Source organism: Streptomyces sp. NPDC043996 (assembly GCF_056435225.1).
Genome location: NZ_JBWKEY010000002.1, coordinates 187385 through 204376, shown reverse-complemented (window position 1 = coordinate 204376; position 16992 = coordinate 187385). Strand labels below are relative to the sequence as shown.

Genomic DNA, 16992 nt, shown 5'->3' with positions numbered 1-16992 from the left:
CCCCCCTCGCCCACGCCTTCCAGGGAGCACCATGACCCCGCAGCCGACCGTGTCCGCCGACGACCTCACGTCCCTCCTCGGCGACGCCCTGCACGCGGAGGTGGTGGCCCACTTCACGGCGGCCACCGGCGCGCCGCGGGAGTACGTCGAGCGCCAGGTCACCGAGTGTCTGCGCTACCTCTACCTCGTCTCCCGCCACCCCGAGCGGCTCAGCGGCCTCTTCCTGCCCGTCGAGCAGGAGATCGACGAGATCTGGCACTACCTGATCCTCCAGACCCGCGAGTACCGCGCCCTGTGCGAACAGCGCCTGCCCGGCGGGTTCTTCGTCGAGCACCGCAGCATCGCCTACGAGGACTACCAGCGCGAGCCCGGCCGGGAACAGGCCATCGACGAGGCGCTGCGCTGGATCCCCCTGTACGTGCGGGAGTTCGGGCCCTTCGACGACGGCGCCCTGCCGCACTGGACGATCGTGCGCTTCCTGCACGAGCAGCTCGACATGTCACTGCGGGAGATCAGCACGCTGCCCCCGGCGGCCATTCCCCAAGGAGCGGGCGGCAGTTGAACGGGCGCGCACACCACGACACGGCCCCCGGGCCGCACCCCACCGCATCCCCCCTCAAAGGCGGCCCCGCCGCGCGGGTCAGCGCCGACCCGCCCGAACAGCGCCGCGTCCTGGCCGTCCTGGTCCTGTCCCAGGTGCTCAGCGGAGCCGGGCTCGCCGCGGGCATCACCGTGGGCGCCCTGCTCGCCGAGGAGATGCTCGGCTCGACGACCCTGGCGGGGCTGCCCGCCGCCCTGTTCACCGGCGGTGCCGCGCTCGGCGCGGTCACCGTCGGCCGCCTCTGCCAGCGCTGGGGCCGCCGCCCCGGGCTCACCACCGGCTACGCCGTGGGCGCGCTCGGCAGCGTCGGCGTCGTCGGTGCCGCCGCCGCGGACAGCGCCCCGCTGCTCTTCGCCGCCCTCGTCGTCTACGGCGCGGGCACCTCGACCAACCTCCTCGCCCGGTACGCGGGCGCCGACCTCGCGGCCCCTGGGCGCCGCGGCCGCGCCATCAGCACCGTCCTGCTCGCCACCACCCTCGGAGCCGTCGCCGGTCCGAACCTGGTGACCCTGTCCGGATCGGTGGCGCACGCCTGGGGCCTGCCCCGGCTCAGCGGCCCGTTCCTGCTCGCCGCCGCGGCCTTCGCCGCGGCCGCCGCGGTCCTCGGCTGCCTGCTGCGCCCGGACCCGCTGCTCCTGGCCCGCGCCCGGGCGGCCGCCGAGCCGGGCGGCGGCCCGGCCGACGCGCGGGAGTGCCCCGCCGCCGACGCCCGCCCGGCCGCCGAGGTCCCCCCGGCCACCGACGGGCGGGGCCTGGTCACCGGCACCACCGTCATGGTCCTCACCCAGCTCGTGATGATCGCCGTGATGACCATGACGCCGGTCCACATGCGGGCCCACGGCCACGACACGCAGCTCGCCGGACTCGTCATCGCCCTGCACGTGGGCGCCATGTTCCTGCCCTCGCCGCTGTCCGGGCACCTCGTCGACCGGCTGGGGCCGCACCCCGTCGCAGCGGCCTCCGGAGTCGTCCTCCTCGCGGCCGGAGTCCTCGCCGCCGCCGCGCCCCCGCACTCTGTGCCCGCCCTCGCCGCCGCCCTCGTCCTGCTCGGCGTCGGCTGGAACCTCGGGCTGCTCAGCGGCACGGCCCTGGTCACCGCCGCCGTGCCGGCGCGGACCCGCGCCGCGACGCAGGGCCTGGTCGACGTCGGGATCGCCGTCGCCGGTGCCACCGGCGGCATGGCGTCCGGCGTGGTCACCGCCTCCGGCGGGTTCCCCGTCCTCGCGGCGGGCGGGGGAGTCCTCGCCCTCGCCGTCCTGCCCGTGGTCCTCGTGGCCCGCCGCCCCCCGACCCGCCCGCCGAACCACCCCGCACCAGAAGCGCGCTGAGACCCATGAATCCCCCCACCGCCGACCGCCCGTACCCGTACGCGTACCCGTGGCCGGGCCCGCCGCCGACGGCGCGCCGCACCCGGCCGCGCCTGTCCGCCCGCGTCCGCCACCGGGCCCTGACCGTCCTGATCGTGCTGCTCACCCTGGTGTGCGGCGCGGCTCCGGCCGCCGCCGCGGCGCCGGGCACGTCCGCCCCGCCGTCCCTCGCCGTGCCCGAACCCCACCTCGTGGAGGCGGAAGAGCGCACGGCCGGGGACGGCAAGGCCCCCGAACCGCCGCACCACGCGCTCCGCGCCCGCGCACACGCCACCGCGGCAGGCGGCCGCGCCCTGACCCGGCCGTGCTCCGTGTCGGCTCCGCTGCCCGAACCGGCGGCCTCACGCCGACCGGCCGGTCCGCGCGAGGCCGCGGGCGAACCCGTCAGACCGGGTGCCGAACTGCTCGTCCTGCACTGCGTGGCGCGCTCCTGAGAAGCGGCGGAGCCCCACCCGCGCAGTTCACCCCACACCGACACCACAGGAGGCGTCTTCACCATGGAGACCTTCATCACGCATGCCCGCGGCCTCAACGCCCGCATCGCCGAACGGCAGGAGGAGCGGGAGACGTTCGGGCGGCTCGCCGCCGGACAGTCGCCGCTCGCCCTGTTCATCACCTGCTCCGACTCCCGGGTCGTCCCCTCCCTGATCACCGGCGCGCGCCCCGGCGACCTCTTCGAACTGCGCACCGCGGGCAACGCCGTGCCGCCGTACACGAGCGAGGGCCCCGCCGGGGCCGAGGCCGCCACCATCGAGTACGCCCTGTGCGTGCTCGGCGTCGCCGACATCGTGGTCTGCGGCCACTCGCACTGCGGAGCCGTCGGCGCGAAGGCCCGCGGCGAGGACCTCGCCGGCGTGCCCGCCGTCCGGGACTGGCTGGACCGCCAGCTCTCCAGCGAACTGCCCGCCGACGACGGTCCCGCGGTCGCGGGCGCCGTGCAGCGCCATGTGCGCGAACAGCTGGAGCGGCTGCGCGGCTACCCCTGTGTCCGCGACCGCGTCGACTCCGGGGATGTGCGCCTGCACGGCTGGTACTACGAGGTCCACACCGGCCTGGTCGCGGCGCACCACCCGGAGACCGACCTGTTCCTGCCCCTGTGAACGCCCCTCCGTGCACGCTCCTCCCTCTGTGAAAGCAGACGAACCGACCATGAAAAAACCCTCAGTGCGTGAACTCTCCACACTGCGCGCGGACTTCACCGCGTCGATCGTGGTCTTCCTCGTCGCCGTCCCCCTGTGCGTGGGGGTGGCCGTCGCCTCCGGTGTACCGGCCGAGCTCGGTCTGGTCACCGGCATCGTCGGCGGGTTGCTCACCGGACTGCTGCCCGGCAGCAGCCTCCAGGTCAGCGGCCCGGCCGCCGGTCTCACCGTCCTGGTCTACGAGGCCGTGCAGGAGTACGGCCTCAAGGCGCTCGGCGCGCTCGTCCTGATCTCCGGGCTCCTCCAGCTGGCCATGGGCGCCCTCAAGCTGGGCCGCTGGTTCCGGGCGATCTCCGTGGCGGTGGTCCAGGGCATGCTCGCGGGCATCGGCCTGGTCCTCATCGCCGGTCAGCTGTACACGCTCGTCGACGCCGAGGCGCCTGCCTCGGGTCTCGCCAAACTGGGCGAGCTGCCGCGGCTCGTCGCGGACACGGCGCGTTCGGGCGACGCGCTCGCCGCCTTCGCCGTCGGTGCCGGCACCATCGCCGTCCTGGTGCTGTGGCCGCGGTGGCGGCGGGGGGCCCGGGCGCTGCCCGCCCCGCTCGCGGCGGTCGCCCTGGGCACGCTCGCGGTCTTCGCCTTCGACCTGCCGGTGGCGAAGGTCGAGGTGCACGGGCTGCTCGACGCCGTCCAGCCGCCCGGCGGCGACGCCTTCTCCGCCCTGGTGGCGGGCGGCGCCCTCGCGGGCGCCGTCGGCACCGTCCTCGCCTTCACGCTGATCGCGTCCGCCGAGTCGCTGTTCAGCGCCGCCGCCGTGGACCGGATGCACGATGGGCCGCGCACCGACTACGACAAGGAGCTGATGGCGCAGGGCGCGGGCAACGCGGTCTGCGGGGCGCTCGGCGCGCTGCCCATGACCGCGGTGATCGTGCGCAGCGCCGCCAACGTGCAGGCGGGCGCGAAGACCAAGGCGTCCCGGGTGCTGCACGGCGTGTGGCTGCTCGCGTTCGCCGCGGCGTTCCCGGCGGCGCTCGGCGTCATACCGGTGGCCGCGCTCGCCGGGGTCCTGGTGCACGCGGGCTGGAAGCTGATCCCCGTCAAGGCGTTCGTGCCGCTGTGGCGCGAACACCGGGGCGAGGCGCTCGTCCTCGCCGCCACCGCGCTGGCGATCGTGGCCACCAACATGTTCGAGGGCGTCCTCATCGGCATGGCGCTCGCGATCGTCAAGACGGCCTGGGACACCTCCCACGTCCACCTGGAGGTCGAAGGAGTGGAAGGCACCGGCACCGTACGCGTACGCGTGGTCGGCAACGCCACCTTCCTTCGGCTGCCCAAGCTCCTGGACCAGCTGGAGGCCCTGCCGCACGACCGCCGTACGGAACTGGACCTGACGGGCCTGCGCCATCTCGACCACGCGTGCGGCATGGCCCTGAGCACCTGGGCCGAACGGCACGGGACGAAGGTGACCGCGGCCGACGACGCGGCGCCGCCCGCGGACGGCGACACGCCAGCCGCCGAGCGGAAGGAGACCGCAGGAGCGCGGCTCTGACAGCGCGTGCGCGGCCCGGACGTGGGGTGTCCCCGTCCGGGCCGCACCCGTGTGCGCGGGGTCAGAGCTGCCCCACCTGTGTGACGCCCTGGTCGCCGAGGCGGCCCTGGACGTCCTCGAGCAGCACCCGCAGCAGCCCCGCCAGCTGCTCCCGCTGCTCGGGGGTGAGCGATCCGATCAACTCGGCCTCGCGGTACAGGACCTGATCGACCGTCGCCTCGACGAGGTCGTGCCCGGCCGGGGTGAGGGTCACCAGGACCGTGCGGGAGCGGTCAGGGGCGGACGCGCGAGTGACCAGGCCCTCGCGTTCGGCACGGGCGACGCGCTGCGAGACGGCGCCCGCCGTCACCAGGCAGCGCTGCCCGATCTCACGGGTGGTGAGGGTGTACGGAGGGCCGCCGCGGCGCAGCACGCTGAGCAGGTCCAGGGTGGCGGCGTCCACGCCCGCGCGGGCCAGGACCCGGCGCCGGTCGTCGCCGAAGAGCTTCGCCAGCTGCCACAGCGGGGTGACGATGCCGATCGAGGAGACGGGGGTGCCGGGGCGCTCGCGCTGCCAGGCGTCGGCGATGGACTCGGCGACGGAGCGGTGCGCGGCGGCGTTCACCGCGTGCGTGGCGTCGGCCCCGGGGCGGCCGGTGCCGCGCTCCGGTGGTGGATCTCCTGTCACAGGTGCCTCCCGCGTGCTACGTTTAGCTCTAAATTTAGGCCTATACGAACTGGATCGGAGCTCAGCATATGGCACGCGACATCCTGGTCACCGGCGGCGGTACGGGCATCGGCAAGGCCGTGGCGCGGCACTTCGCGCGCCAGGGCGACCGCGTCACGGTCACAGGGCGCCGCCCCGGGCCGCTCAAGGAGGCGGCCGACGCCATCGGCGCCCGCGCCCTCGTCTGCGACCACACCGCACCCGACCGGCTGACCCGGCTGCTCGACGAGCTGACCGGGTCCGTCGACGTCCTGGTCAACAACGCGGGCGGGAACGTCGTCTTCGACGCCGACGGCAAGACGGACCTCGCCTCCTACGCCCGGGACTTCCGCGCCAACCTCGACGCCAACCTGGTCTCCGCCGCCCTCACCACCAAGGCCCTGGAGGAGCGCATCGCCGAGGGCGGCGCCGTCGTGCACATCGGCTCCATCGCCGCCGACCAGGGCGCCGGTTCCTACGGCGCGGCCAAGGCCGGGCTCGCCACCTGGAACATCGGCCTGGCCCGCGACCTCGGGGCGCGCGGCATCACGGCGAACGTGGTCGCGCCGGGGTACATCGCCGACACCGAGTTCTTCCGGGACCAGCTCACCGGCGAGCGGCGCGGCCAGCTCGTGGCCGCCACCGCCACGGGCCGCACGGGCCTGCCCGACGACGTCGCCGCCGCCGTCGCCTTCCTCGCCTCGCCCGCGGCCCGGCACATCACCGGGCAGGTCCTGCACGTCAACGGGGGCGCGCACAGCACGCGTTGAGGCACTGGTGTGTGGACCGCCCCGGCGGGGGCACTCGCGCCCCCGACCTGGCAGGGGGAGACACATGCGGGACACACCGGACCGGACCGAGGGAGCGCTGCCGTGGTGGCGGGTCGCCTTCGACGCCTACGGCGACGCCCTGGACGAGCGGCGGCGCGACCAGATGGCCCGCGACGTCCGCGCGGCCGGACTGCGGCATCTGATCGTCCTCGCGCACTGCGCGCAAGACAACGCGCACCGGGCCGACCAGGTCGACGCGCGCTGCCGCGCCCTGATCGAGAGCGTCGGCCACACGGACGGCGTCGGGGTGATGGGCGTGCGCTGGCCGAGCCTGTGCCTGGACGCGGCAAGCCTGTGCCTGGACGCGGAAGACGGAGCATCCACGGAGGCGGCAGGGGAGGGGACCGGCGGAGAGCGGCCGCCGGGGGTCACCGACGCCGAACTCGACGCGCTGCGCCGCGTGTTCCCGGACAGCGAGGACGCCCTCACCCGCGTACGCGACCTCCTGCGGGAGCGGCCCGGACGGGACGGCGCCCTCGACGACCTGGGCATCGCCCTTCGCCGCCTCGCCGAACAGCCCCTGCACGCGCCCCTGCACGCCTACGCCGCCGACCTCGGTGCCGACGCGCTGCCCCAGACCGACCCCGCCATGCTCATCGACAGCACCGCCCAGGTGTGCCAGGGCTTCGCCGAGGCCCTGGACCTGGCACGAAGGGAGCATGGCGCGGACCGGCACGACGAGGCGCCCACGGACACCCCGGCGCCCTCGGCGTCCCACCACGGCACGCTCAGCGAGTCCGACCCGGTCGGGCCGCGCGCCGCCGACGACCCCACCGCGCGCCTGACCCGGCCCGAGTCGCTCGCGCCGAGCGAACGCCCCTGGCGGGCCGAGGAGGCCGCGCCCACGCCCGGCCGGGTGTGGGACGGCGCGCGCCAACTCCTGTGCCAGGTCGTGTCGTACGCGACGAGGAGGCACGCCGGGCTCATCGGCGAGCGCGGCCTCGCACCGCTCCTGCGGGACCTGGGCGAGGAGTCGCCCGAGACGCGCGTCCACCTCGTGGGGCACGGCACGGGCGCGCGCCTGGTGGCCTTCGCCGCCCGCGGGCTCGGCCCCAAGGGACCCGGCGCCGCCTCGTTGTGCCTGTTCCAGGCGGCCCTCTCGCACTTCGTGTTCGCCGAGCACCTGCCGCAGCTGAGCGGCGGGGGAGCCCTTGCCGGGCTGAGCGCGCGCGTGGCGGGGCCCGTGGTGTGCTCCTACTCGCGCCACGACCTGGAACTCGGCGTGTTCTTCCCCCTCGCCACCCGCAGGATCGGCGACGGGGCCCTGCTCACGGGCGCGGGACGGCTGTGGGGCGCGCTCGGCCACGACGGGATCCAGGGCCTGGACGGCTGCGCCACCCTCACGCTCGCCGAGGCGCTGGAGGAGGGCGCGCTGCCCTCCTCCGGGTACGTCGGCGTCGACGTCTCACAGCGCGTCCGCGAGGGCGGACCGCCGCGGGGCGCGCACCACGACGTCTTCCACGAGGACCTCGCACGCCTCATCTGCGCGGCGGGCCGCCTGGCGGAAGGGCCCTAACCGGTCACGTCCGTGTACATGTAGCGCTGTCCCTGGAGCCAGCCCGCGCTGCGTCCGGGGTCCGTCACCAGGAGGTGCTGGTACTGGGGCGCGGCGATGAGGTTCTGGGTCAGCGAGGGGCACAGCGTCGCGCAGCTCGCGGCCGACTGGGTGCCGAGGTACCAGCCGTCGCCGTTGAAAAAGGCGTACTCCACGTCGGCGGGCGCCCGTGAGGTGTCGACGGTCACCGAGGCCGGGACGGACAGGCGAAGGCGGAACAGGACCCCGCCGACCCCGGCGGCGCGCAGGTGCCGGGCGCCGATGCCGAGGGTGTGCCAGCGCGGCTGCGGGGCATGCACGTCGACCAGCGCGACGCGCAGGGAGTCGACGCCGGGGCCGCGCAGCACCGCCCGGGGCGCGCCGTCGAGGCGCGCGGTGGCGCCGGAGTCGTCAGGACCGGCGTCCCCGTCGTCGTCCTTCGGGGGAGTCGGTGAGGGGGTGCGGGTCGGGGAGGGCTCCTTCGGCGTGGGCGTCGCGGACGACGGTGACGCCGACGGCGAGGCCGCCGACGAGGACGGCGTGCCCGGCGGTGACGGCACGATGAGCGGGCCGTTGACGCACTGGTTGTTCTGGCCCATGCAGGCGAAGTTGTCGCCCTTGTCGTTGCTCTGGCCCTGCGAGGAGCCGTCGCTGCCGCAGGCGGCCGCCGGGACGAGCAGGCACAGCAGCGCGACCGGGGGAACGGCGCGCCGGAGGGAGCGCCTCATTCGCCGGAGCTCCCCCGCGGTGACGAAGGCCGGGACGCGGGCACGGTCGTGGTGGCCCGGTCGCCGCAGACGTTGTGGTCGCCGACGCACGCGTGGTTGTCGCCCTCCCGGTTGGTCTGGTTGATGGACCCCGGCCCCGATCCAGGCCCGCCGCTCTCGCCGCCCACCGTGATCAGTGCCGCCACGATCACCCCGACCGCGCCGATCACCGCGGCCACGATGGCTCCGACCGCCATGCCCCTGCCCCCCATCGCGCCCCCTCGCCCGGCGTGCACCGCGCGAGTGCCGGTGCGCCGGGAAGCCAGGGTAGGTGCGCGAGCGCCGGTGCCGGAGGGCGTGGCGGTCCGGCTACGCCAGACGGCCGGGCACGGCCCCCGCGCGCGGCCGTGGCCGGACTACGCGTCAGGCCTTGGTGGGCAGTTCGGCGGGCGTTTCGGCGTCCTCGGGCGCGTCCTCGGGCGGGCGCGCGCCCGCGCGCAGGGCCGCGTTGACCCGGGCCACGTCGAGGTCGCCCTCCCAGCGGGCGACGACGAGCGTGGCCACGCTGTTGCCCGCGAGGTTGGTCAGGGCCCGGCACTCGGACATGAACTTGTCGACGCCGAAGACGAGCATGATGCCCGCGGCGGGCACGGTGCCGACCGTGGAGAGCGTGGCGGCGAGGGCGATGAAACCGGCGCCGGTGATGCCGCCGGAGCCCTTCGACGTGAGGATCATGACGGCGAGCAGGCCGAGTTGCTGGCCGAGGCTCAGCGGCGTGTCCGTGGCCTGCGCGATGTAGACGGCGGCGAGCGACAGGTACAGGGAGCTGCCGTCGAGGTTGAAGGAGTAGCCGGTGGGGACGGTCAGGCCCACGATGTCCCGCCGGATGCCGAGCCCTTGGAGCTTCTGCATCAGGCGGGGCAGGGCGCTCTCGGAGGACGAGGTGCCAAGGACGAGGACGAACTCCTCGCGCAGATGGCGCAGCAGCCGGAAGATGTTGATCCGCAGGGCGGCCGTGACCCCGCCGAGGACGACGACCACGAAGAACGCGGACGCCCCGTAGAACAGGCCGATGAGCTCGCCGAGGCTGGTGAGGGTGGAGACGCCGTACTCGCCGACGGTGTAGGCCATGGCGCCGAAGGCTCCGACGGGGGCGGCCAGCATGACATAGTGCAGGACCTTGAAGACGACGGCGCTCAGGCGCTGGACGCCGTCGACGAGCGGCTCGCCGACGGGGCCGACGGCCTTGAGCGCGACGCCGAACAGGACGGAGACGAAGATGACCTGGAGGATGTCGCCCTCGGCGAAGGCGCCGACGGCGCTGCTCGGGACGACGTCGGTGAGGAAGTGCCACCAGTCCTGGTCCTGCCCGTCCTTCACGTAGTCGCCCGCGTCTCCTTCGAGGCGCAGGTCGCCGGGGTCGGCGTGGACACCGGCGCCGGGCTGGAAGACGTTGACGGCGACGAGGCCCACCAGGAGCGCGGCGAGCGTACCGGCCTGGAAGTACAGCAGGGACTTCCACCCGACGCGGCCGACCCGGCCGAGGCTGTCGACGCCGCCGATGCCCGCCACGATGGTCAGGAAGACGATGGGGCCGATGAGCATCTTGATGGCGGACACGAAGGTGGTGCCCACCGGCTCCATGCCGCTGCCGAAGGCGGGCCACAGCCAGCCGGTGAGGACGCCGCCGACGATCGCGGTGAGGACCCAGAAGTACAGCTGCCGGTACCAGGGCCGCTTGGCCGCCGGTGCGGGTGACACGGGTGCTGCCATGGCGGGACTCCTCGAGGGCGCGGGCGCGGGTGAGCGGGGGTCGCGGGAGCGGACGTCAGGGGCGTCAGGGGCCGTCAGCGGCTCTCAGCGCCCTCAGAAGTCGTCAGAAGCCGTCAGAAGCCGTCAGAGAACGCCGAGGAGCTGGTCGGTGAACTCGGCGGTCGTGGCCGAGCCGCCCAGGTCCGGGGTGCGGACGTCGCTCTTGGCGAGGACGGCGGCGATGGCGTCGGTGATGTCCCGGGCCGCCGCCGGGTGGCCCAGGTGGTCGAGCATCAGGGCCGCCGACCAGATCGCGCCCAGCGGGTTGGCCACGCCCCTGCCCGCGATGTCGGGGGCGGAGCCGTGCACCGGCTCGAACATCGAGGGGAAATCCCGCTCGGGGTTGAGGTTGGCCGCGGGGGCGATGCCGATGGACCCGGCGACCGCGGCCGCCAGGTCGCTGAGGATGTCGCCGAACAGGTTGGAGGCGACGACGACGTCGAACCGGGCAGGGTCCAGGACGAACTTCGCCGCGAGGGCGTCGATGTGCTCCTGGTCCCAGCGGACGCCCGGGAAGCGGCCGCCGTGCTCGGCGACGAGCTCGTCCCAGAAGGGCATGGTGTGCACGATGCCGTTGGACTTCGTGGCCGACGTCAGACGGCCGCCGCGCCGGGACGCCAGCGTGAAGGCGTAGTCCAGCACGCGGCTGACGCCCGCCCGGGTGAACACGGCCTCCTGCACCGCGAGTTCCTCCGGGAAGCCGCGGTGGAGACGGCCGCCGACCTCGCTGTACTCGCCCTCGACGTTCTCGCGGACGACGACGAAGTCCACGTCCCCGTGCCGGGCGCCGCGCACCGGGCTCTCGACGCCCTCGAAGACGCGGATCGGCCTGAGGTTGACGTATTGGCGAAAGCCGCGCCGGATCGGGATCAGCAGCCCCCACAGCGACACGTGGTCGGGCACCCCGGGCCAGCCCACCGCGCCGAGCAGGATGGCGTCCTTGTCGCGGAGCCGGTCGAGGCCGTCCTCGGGCATCATCGCGCCCTCGCGCAGATACCGCGCGCACGACCAGTCGTCGTACGAGGTGTAGGACAGGGTGAAGCCGTGGCGGCGGCCGAGCACGTCGAGGACCTGCCGGGCGGGGGGCAGCACTTCGGCGCCGATGCCGTCGCCGGGGATCAGGGCGACACGGTGGTGGGTCATGCCGTCGATTGCAGCAACGGGGCCGTGCGGGCGTCCAAGACGCAGACCGGATCTGCCTGATAAGTGCGGCCTATCAGGCGTCGGCGGCGGGCGCGGCGAGGTCGAGGAACGCGGTGGCGGCGGGGGACAGGAGGCCCCGGCGGGCGACCAGGGCGACGGTCAGCGCCGTCTCCGGTTCGATGTCGAGGACCCGCGCCCCGGCCTGCCGGGCGAAGTCCCGCCAGGACTCCGTGACGACCGCGAGGCCGACCCCGGCGCGCACCAGCGGAAGCAGCGCAACGCGGTGCTCCGTCTCGGCCGCCACCGCGAAGTCGACGCCCCGCTCGCGCAGCGCGTCGACGTAGGCGCGCATGCCCGTACCGGGCTGCCCCACGATCAGGCGCCGCCCCGCGAGCTCCTCGCACCCGACCGAGGTCCGCCCCGCGAACGGCCCCTCGGGCGGGACCACGAGGACGAAGCGCTGGCGCCCCAGCGTGCGCGCGTGGACCTCGCTGTCCGCCACCGGACCGGCCGTGGCGAGCAGCCCGAGCTCCACGGCTCCCGTGCGCACCGCGTCGGTCACGTCCTGGGAGGTGAAGACGGCTTTGACGGCCACGGTCACGCCCGGGTGGCGGGCGCTGAAGGTCCGGATGAGCGAGGTGAGCGGTTCGACGGCCTGCGAGGGCATCGACGCCACGTCGAGGCGCCCCTCGCGCAGCGCGTGCACGGCGTCCACGCTCGCCCGCGCGGTCTCCAGGCTGCGCACGGCCGCGCGGGCCGGTTCGATCAGCGCCCGGCCCGCCTCGGTGAGCAGCGCGCGCCGCCCGATCCGGTGGAACAGCTCGGTGCCCAGGTCGCGCTCCAGGGCCCGCACGGTCTGGGAGAGCGACGGCTGGGAGACGTAGAGCGCCGCGGCGGCCCGGTGGAAGCCACCCTGGTCGACGATCGCGAGGAAGTACCGCAGCTGCCGGACGTCCATCAGCTCTCCCGCCGTCCGCCGTCCGCGCGGCTCACCGGCGCGCGGCCCTCACGCGGAGGCGCATTCGGGGTGGCCCCAGCCGCGCGTGCCCTTGGCGATCTTCTCGCCCGCCGCGTAGGCGCGGCCGCAGCCGCAGGTCCCCTTGAACTTCGCGGCGATGGTGCGGGCCCCGGAGCGGGCGCGCCGCGCGGTGGCGGGCCGGGCCTTGGGGGCGCCGCGCCCGGCGCCCGGGGCGACGGCGGGTACCTCGGGGACCGTGCTCGCGCCGTGCGCCGTGCCGTCCGGGCGCTGGGTCAGCGCGGCCTCGCTCGCGGCGTGGTCCGCGATCGCGTTCAGCGGGTCACCGTCGACCTGGTGCGCGGGCACGTGGACGAAGTCCACGCTGCGGCCCGCCAGTTGGGTGTCGATGCGCTCGACGAGGTCCTGGTTGGCCACCGGCTTGCCGCTCGCGGTCTTCCAGCCCTTCTTCTTCCAGCCGGGCAGCCAGACGGTGACCGCCTTCATCGCGTACTGCGAGTCCATGCGCACCTCGATCGGCACGTCGGCGGGCACGGCGTCCAGGAGGCGGGACAGCGCGGTCAGCTCGGCGACGTTGTTGGTCGCCTCGCCGAGCGGGCCCGCCTCCCACTGGACGGGGGTGCCGTCGGCGTCGGCCACGACCCAGGCCCAGGCCGCCGGGCCCGGATTACCCTTGGACGCCCCGTCACATGCCGCGATCAGCTGTTTCGTCATGCTCTGATCATGCCAGGCCGCGGGGGTGCGGCCGGTCAGGCCCCGGGGGGCGTGCTGCCCTTGATCACGGTGTGGGGCGCGGGCACGCGCAGGCCCGTGAGGTAGTCGGTGATCGTCTTCCGCTCGGCGCCGCCGTTGAAGACCTTCGCGCCGTGGCCCCAGCCGTCGATCTCCACGAGCGCGGCCCGGTCCCCGAGCCGCCGCGCGACGGAGCGGGCCCAGTCGACGGGCGTGGCGTTGTCGTGGCGGGCGTTGATCAGGAGCAGCGGGGTCTTCACGCGCGTCTCGTGCGGGGCGGCGGGCGCGGTGGGCTCGGGCAGGCCCAGGCACAGGTGGGCGTAGCCGAGCGCGTTGGGCGAGAAGCCGAAGGCGGGCGCCGCCGCGCGCTCCGCCGCGCGGTCGGCGAGGTAGGCGCGGGCGTTCGGGGCGCGCAGGTTCAGATCGCGGCAGACCGTCTGGTCGGCGACGGGCAGCAGCTTCTCGGCGGGCCGCTCCTCCGCGGCGTCCTCCCGCCAGGGCGCACCGCTGTCCAGGGCCTGGAGGTACTCGCCGACCACCGGCCACGACGGGGTGAGGAGCATCTGGTCGAGGGTGCCGTTGAGGGCGCCGAGCGAGATCTTCTGGCCGTCGTTGCGCAGGCGGCCGTCGGCGGCCTTCTTGGCCACGCGCTCGTACACCGCGCGCGGGTCCTTCTCGCCGAGCGCGCACGCGGAGTTCCCGTCGCACCACCGGGCGAACTGGCCGTACGCCCGCTCCAGGGCGCGGGCGCTGGTGGCGCCGAAGGCGCGGCGGCCCACCGACGTGTCCATCACGCCGTCGAGCACGGCGGCCCGCACCCGCTCGCCGTACATCTGCGCGTACCGCTGGCCGTGGACCGTGCCGTAGGAGTGCCCGTACAGCGAGACGCGGTCCTCGCCGAGCGCGGTGCGCAGGGTCTCGATGTCGTTGCTGACGCTGGTCGCGTCGGTGGTGCGGACGACGGGTCCTGAGGCGCGGGCGCAGTCCCCGGCGAAGGTGCGCGCGCGGTCGCGCAGGCGCGTGAACTCCGCCGCCGTGGCGGCGGGCTCCTTGTCGAGCATCAGGTCCACGTACGGCGTGGCGGGGCAGCGCACCGGGCTGCTGGCGCCGACCCCGCGCGGGTCCAGGCTGACGATGTCGAAGCGGCGCTCGAGGCCGCCCCACTCCTTGGTGCCGCGCACCGTGTCGACGCCGGAGTTGCCGGGGCCGCCGGGCAGGAAGACGAGGGTGCCCACGCGCCGCCCGGGCTCGGTGGCCGCGCGCCGGGCGACGGCGATGTCGATCTTCTTGCCGTCGGGCTCGTCCCAGTCGACGGGCACGCGCACGCTGCCGCACCCGGCGCCCTTGGGCACGCCCTCCTCGGCCGGGCACGGCTTCCACGTCACGCGCTGGGCGGGAATCCGCGCCGCGGCCACGCCCCGCGCCCCGCTGGCCGCGTCCTTGTCCTGCCAGGCGTACAGGGCGCCGCCGACGCGCGCCCCCGACCAGGTCCCGCAGTTCGTCCCGGCCTTCGCGGCCACGCCGGACGGGAACCAGTCGGCCTTCAGCCGCGGCTTTCCCTGTGGCTTTCCGGGAACGCAGGCAGCGGGGAACCTCCCGTTCGGCGTCGTGAATTTCACGATGCGGTCCGCGCCCGTCGTCGACATCGCGTACGAGATGTCCCTGGCGTCGTCCGGCAGCCACCGCGGCACGGACTTCCGGTCCTTCTTCGCCTCGGCTCCCGTCGCGTACGAGGACTTCTCCTGATGGTCGTCGAAGGGGTTGTACGAGCCGCCGCACGCCGTCAGGGAAACGGCGAGCGCGGCCACACCGAGGACACAGGCCGATGTGCGCGGAATTCGGGGCATGGGCGTCGCTCTCTTCGGAAGTCCGGGAATTGCTGTTCCTGCCACGTTCGCTTTCCGGTGCCGGTCCCCGCCTCCACCATTCGATGGATCGGGCGCGGCGCGGTCCGGCTTTCGGTTGAGCCCCCGAATACGACCCGGTCCGTACATTCGCTGTGTGGCCCCGCACCGAATCACGCTCCTCGCCCTGCCGCCCGCGCTGCTGCTCTGGCTCGGCGACCTCGCGTCGAACCTGCCCTCCGGGTCCCGGCTGCCCCTGGTGTCCGGGCCGCTGGCCCTTACGGCGCTGTGCGCGCGGCGCCGCGTCCCCGTAGAGGCCCTCGCGGCGGGCGCGGCCCTCGCGTCCGGGGCGCTGACCCTCGTGATGCTGCGGTTCGACACCGCGGGCGGCAGCTGGGGCGTCCTTGAGTCGGCGGCCCTGCTCGCGCTGCTCACGGCGACCGCGCGGACGGCCCGCATCCCGGCGGCGTACGCGGTGTGCCCGCTGCTCGCCGCCGCGATCGTGGCCGCGCCGGTCCGCGCGGGCTTCCCCTCGGACGCCGAGACCTTCGCGTTCCTGCTGACCCTCGCGGCGGGCGGCGCCCTCGCGCTCGGCGGCTATCTGCGCTCCCTGGACCGCCACCGGGCCGAGGCCGTGACCGCCGTGCAGGAGGCGGAGCGCCTGGCCCTCGCCCGTGACCTGCACGACTTCGTCGCCCACCACGTCACCGGCATCGTCGTGCAGGCCCAGGCCGCCCGCACCATCCGCCAGACCGCGCCCGAGCGGCTCGACCCGCTCCTGGCGGGCATCGAGCGCGCGGGCACCGAGACGCTCGCCTCCATGCGACGCCTCGTGCACGTGCTGCGCGCCGAGCCCGACGCGACGACCCGGCCCGCGGAGCTGCTCACCGAGCTCGCCGCCCTGGTGGCCGCGCACGGCGACGGCGGCGGCGCCGCGGCCGTCCTCGACGTGTCCGCCGAGGCCCGGGCGCTGCCCCTGGCGCCGGAGGTCGAGACGACCGCGCACCGCGTGGCACAGGAGGCCCTCACCAACGTCCGGCGGCACGCGCCCGGGGCCGGGAACGTCCGCGTCCGGCTGAGCGCCGCGCACGGGCGGCTGCGCGTGGAGGTCACCAACGGGCCCGCGCCCGCGGGGCGGCGGCCGCCGCCGGGCGGGCGCGGCGGGCTCGGCCTCGTCGGCCTGCGCGAACGGGTCACCGCGGTCGGCGGGCACCTCGACGCGGGCCCCGCCCCCGACGGCGGCTGGCGGGTCCGCGCCGAGCTTCCCGCGGCCCACCTGCCACACTGATCACGATGAGCGCTATGAGCCCCGAGAGCGGCGGCGCGCCGCTGCGCGTCCTGATCGCCGACGACCAGGAGATGGTGCGCACCGGCTTCCGTCTGATCCTCACCGCGCAGCCCGGCGTCGAGGTCGTCGGCGAGGCCGCGGACGGCGCCGCGTGCGTGGAGCTCGCCCGGCGCCTGCGCCCCGACGTCTGCCTGGTCGATGTGCGCATGCCGAAGCTCAACGGCCTGGAGGTGACCCGGATCCTCGCGGGCCCCGACGCCGTGGACCCGCTGCACGTGGTCGTGGTGACCACCTTCGACCAGGACGACTACCTGGACGAGGCGCTGCGCTCCGGCGCCGTCGGCTTCCTGCTCAAGGACGCCGGGCCCGGCCTGCTCGTGGAGGCGGTGCGCGCGGCGGCCCGCGGCGACGCCCTGGTGTCGCCCGCCGTCACGCTGCGGCTGCTGCGCCGCATGGCCGACGGGCACGGCCCGCGCTGCGGCGCCGCCGCCACCGGGGCCGCGCCGCACGATCTTTCCGCCCGGGAGCTGGACGTGGCGCGCCTCGTGGCCCGCGGCCGCACCAATCAGGAGATCGCCGCGGAACTGTTCATCTCGGTGGCCACCGTGAAGACCCACCTCGTCAACATCCAGGCCAAGCTGGCCGTCCGGAATCGCGTCGAGATCGCGGCCTGGGCGTGGGAATCGGGACAGATGGGCCGCGACTGACGCGAGCGCCGCCCCTTTTCCCTGGGTCAAATAGCCAGTGAATGAAGGGGAATTCACCCTATAGCGGGTCATGTTCCG

17 protein-coding genes are annotated in these 16992 nt (G+C 75.0%); 9 read left to right on the top strand and 8 right to left on the bottom strand.

Going from position 1 to position 16992, the window contains the following annotated elements; all coding sequences use genetic code 11:
* The first annotated feature begins 31 nt into the window (after positions 1-31).
* From AC07A4_RS05485 to AC07A4_RS05465, 5 genes are all read left to right on the top strand, one after another.
* The gene (locus tag AC07A4_RS05485) at positions 32-562 is read left to right on the top strand and encodes a glycine-rich domain-containing protein (RefSeq protein ID WP_478593330.1); all 531 of its coding nucleotides are present in this window, start codon (positions 32-34) and stop codon (positions 560-562) included.
* Positions 559-1929, top strand: a complete 1371-nt coding sequence (locus AC07A4_RS05480) for an MFS transporter (protein WP_478593327.1) — start codon at positions 559-561, stop codon at positions 1927-1929. Before AC07A4_RS05485 ends, AC07A4_RS05480 begins: the two co-directional genes overlap by 4 nt.
* Positions 1930-1934: 5 nt before the next feature.
* On the top strand, positions 1935-2402 hold the full coding sequence (locus tag AC07A4_RS05475) for a hypothetical protein (protein ID WP_478593324.1): 468 nt from the start codon (positions 1935-1937) through the stop codon (positions 2400-2402).
* A 63-nt stretch (positions 2403-2465) separates the two neighbouring features.
* A complete protein-coding gene (locus tag AC07A4_RS05470; RefSeq protein ID WP_478593321.1) occupies positions 2466-3068 on the top strand; it encodes a carbonic anhydrase in 603 nt (200 codons plus the stop codon).
* A gap of 49 nt (positions 3069-3117) precedes the next feature.
* Entirely contained in the window at positions 3118-4656 is a 1539-nt protein-coding gene (locus AC07A4_RS05465) for a SulP family inorganic anion transporter (protein ID WP_478593318.1), read from the top strand.
* Between the two features lie 61 nt (positions 4657-4717).
* Here AC07A4_RS05465 and AC07A4_RS05460 read toward each other — a convergent pair whose 3' ends face one another.
* Positions 4718-5260: a MarR family winged helix-turn-helix transcriptional regulator gene (locus tag AC07A4_RS05460; RefSeq protein WP_478594350.1), complete on the bottom strand. Its 543-nt coding sequence runs from the start codon at positions 5258-5260 to the stop codon at positions 4718-4720.
* Between the two features lie 131 nt (positions 5261-5391).
* On the opposite strand from AC07A4_RS05460, the gene AC07A4_RS05455 reads away from it, so the two are divergent.
* Positions 5392-6111, top strand: a complete 720-nt coding sequence (locus tag AC07A4_RS05455; protein WP_478593316.1) for an SDR family NAD(P)-dependent oxidoreductase — start codon at positions 5392-5394, stop codon at positions 6109-6111.
* A gap of 64 nt (positions 6112-6175) precedes the next feature.
* Positions 6176-7687, top strand: a complete 1512-nt coding sequence (locus tag AC07A4_RS05450; protein WP_478593313.1) for a hypothetical protein — start codon at positions 6176-6178, stop codon at positions 7685-7687.
* Here AC07A4_RS05450 and AC07A4_RS05445 read toward each other — a convergent pair.
* The 7 genes from AC07A4_RS05445 to AC07A4_RS05415 form a co-directional block, all read right to left on the bottom strand.
* On the bottom strand, positions 7684-8433 hold the full coding sequence (locus AC07A4_RS05445; protein ID WP_478593311.1) for a hypothetical protein: 750 nt from the start codon (positions 8431-8433) through the stop codon (positions 7684-7686). The genes AC07A4_RS05450 and AC07A4_RS05445 overlap by 4 nt on opposite strands.
* On the bottom strand, positions 8430-8669 hold the full coding sequence (locus AC07A4_RS05440) for a hypothetical protein (RefSeq protein ID WP_478593308.1): 240 nt from the start codon (positions 8667-8669) through the stop codon (positions 8430-8432). The genes AC07A4_RS05445 and AC07A4_RS05440 overlap by 4 nt, the downstream gene beginning before the upstream one ends.
* Before the next feature lie 166 nt (positions 8670-8835).
* Entirely contained in the window at positions 8836-10185 is a 1350-nt protein-coding gene (gene dctA, locus AC07A4_RS05435; RefSeq protein ID WP_478593305.1) for a C4-dicarboxylate transporter DctA, read from the bottom strand.
* Between the two features lie 123 nt (positions 10186-10308).
* Positions 10309-11367, bottom strand: coding sequence for a tartrate dehydrogenase (locus tag AC07A4_RS05430; protein ID WP_478593302.1), 1059 nt, complete (start codon positions 11365-11367; stop codon positions 10309-10311).
* Positions 11368-11440: 73 nt separating this feature from the next.
* Entirely contained in the window at positions 11441-12325 is an 885-nt protein-coding gene (locus AC07A4_RS05425; protein WP_478593300.1) for a LysR family transcriptional regulator, read from the bottom strand.
* A gap of 48 nt (positions 12326-12373) precedes the next feature.
* On the bottom strand, positions 12374-13057 hold the full coding sequence (locus AC07A4_RS05420) for a ribonuclease H family protein (protein ID WP_478593297.1): 684 nt from the start codon (positions 13055-13057) through the stop codon (positions 12374-12376).
* A 35-nt stretch (positions 13058-13092) separates the two neighbouring features.
* A complete protein-coding gene (locus AC07A4_RS05415; RefSeq protein WP_478593295.1) occupies positions 13093-14922 on the bottom strand; it encodes an alpha/beta hydrolase in 1830 nt (609 codons plus the stop codon).
* Between the two features lie 154 nt (positions 14923-15076).
* Between AC07A4_RS05415 and AC07A4_RS05410 the strand changes: the two genes are divergently transcribed.
* Together AC07A4_RS05410 and AC07A4_RS05405 are read left to right on the top strand one after the other, a co-directional pair.
* Positions 15077-16207: a sensor histidine kinase gene (locus tag AC07A4_RS05410; protein ID WP_478593292.1), complete on the top strand. Its 1131-nt coding sequence runs from the start codon at positions 15077-15079 to the stop codon at positions 16205-16207.
* Positions 16208-16212: 5 nt separating this feature from the next.
* A complete protein-coding gene (locus AC07A4_RS05405; RefSeq protein ID WP_478593290.1) occupies positions 16213-16914 on the top strand; it encodes a response regulator in 702 nt (233 codons plus the stop codon).
* Positions 16915-16992: the final 78 nt, after the last annotated feature.

Excerpts from the sequence above, each read along its gene's own strand:
- AC07A4_RS05485 (WP_478593330.1), top strand. The coding sequence starts at position 32 with ATGACCCCGCAGCCGACCGTGTCCGCCGACGACCTCACGTCCCTCCTC.
- AC07A4_RS05475 (WP_478593324.1), top strand. The coding sequence starts at position 1,935 with ATGAATCCCCCCACCGCCGACCGCCCGTACCCGTACGCGTACCCGTGG.
- AC07A4_RS05470 (WP_478593321.1), top strand. The coding sequence starts at position 2,466 with ATGGAGACCTTCATCACGCATGCCCGCGGCCTCAACGCCCGCATCGCC.
- AC07A4_RS05465 (WP_478593318.1), top strand. The coding sequence starts at position 3,118 with ATGAAAAAACCCTCAGTGCGTGAACTCTCCACACTGCGCGCGGACTTC.
- AC07A4_RS05455 (WP_478593316.1), top strand. The coding sequence starts at position 5,392 with ATGGCACGCGACATCCTGGTCACCGGCGGCGGTACGGGCATCGGCAAG.
- AC07A4_RS05450 (WP_478593313.1), top strand. The coding sequence starts at position 6,176 with ATGCGGGACACACCGGACCGGACCGAGGGAGCGCTGCCGTGGTGGCGG.
- AC07A4_RS05445 (WP_478593311.1), bottom strand. The coding sequence starts at position 8,433 with ATGAGGCGCTCCCTCCGGCGCGCCGTTCCCCCGGTCGCGCTGCTGTGC.
- AC07A4_RS05440 (WP_478593308.1), bottom strand. The coding sequence starts at position 8,669 with ATGGCGGTCGGAGCCATCGTGGCCGCGGTGATCGGCGCGGTCGGGGTG.
- dctA (WP_478593305.1), bottom strand. The coding sequence starts at position 10,185 with ATGGCAGCACCCGTGTCACCCGCACCGGCGGCCAAGCGGCCCTGGTAC.
- AC07A4_RS05430 (WP_478593302.1), bottom strand. The coding sequence starts at position 11,367 with ATGACCCACCACCGTGTCGCCCTGATCCCCGGCGACGGCATCGGCGCC.
- AC07A4_RS05425 (WP_478593300.1), bottom strand. The coding sequence starts at position 12,325 with ATGGACGTCCGGCAGCTGCGGTACTTCCTCGCGATCGTCGACCAGGGT.
- AC07A4_RS05420 (WP_478593297.1), bottom strand. The coding sequence starts at position 13,057 with ATGACGAAACAGCTGATCGCGGCATGTGACGGGGCGTCCAAGGGTAAT.
- AC07A4_RS05415 (WP_478593295.1), bottom strand. The coding sequence starts at position 14,922 with ATGCCCCGAATTCCGCGCACATCGGCCTGTGTCCTCGGTGTGGCCGCG.
- AC07A4_RS05405 (WP_478593290.1), top strand. The coding sequence starts at position 16,213 with ATGAGCGCTATGAGCCCCGAGAGCGGCGGCGCGCCGCTGCGCGTCCTG.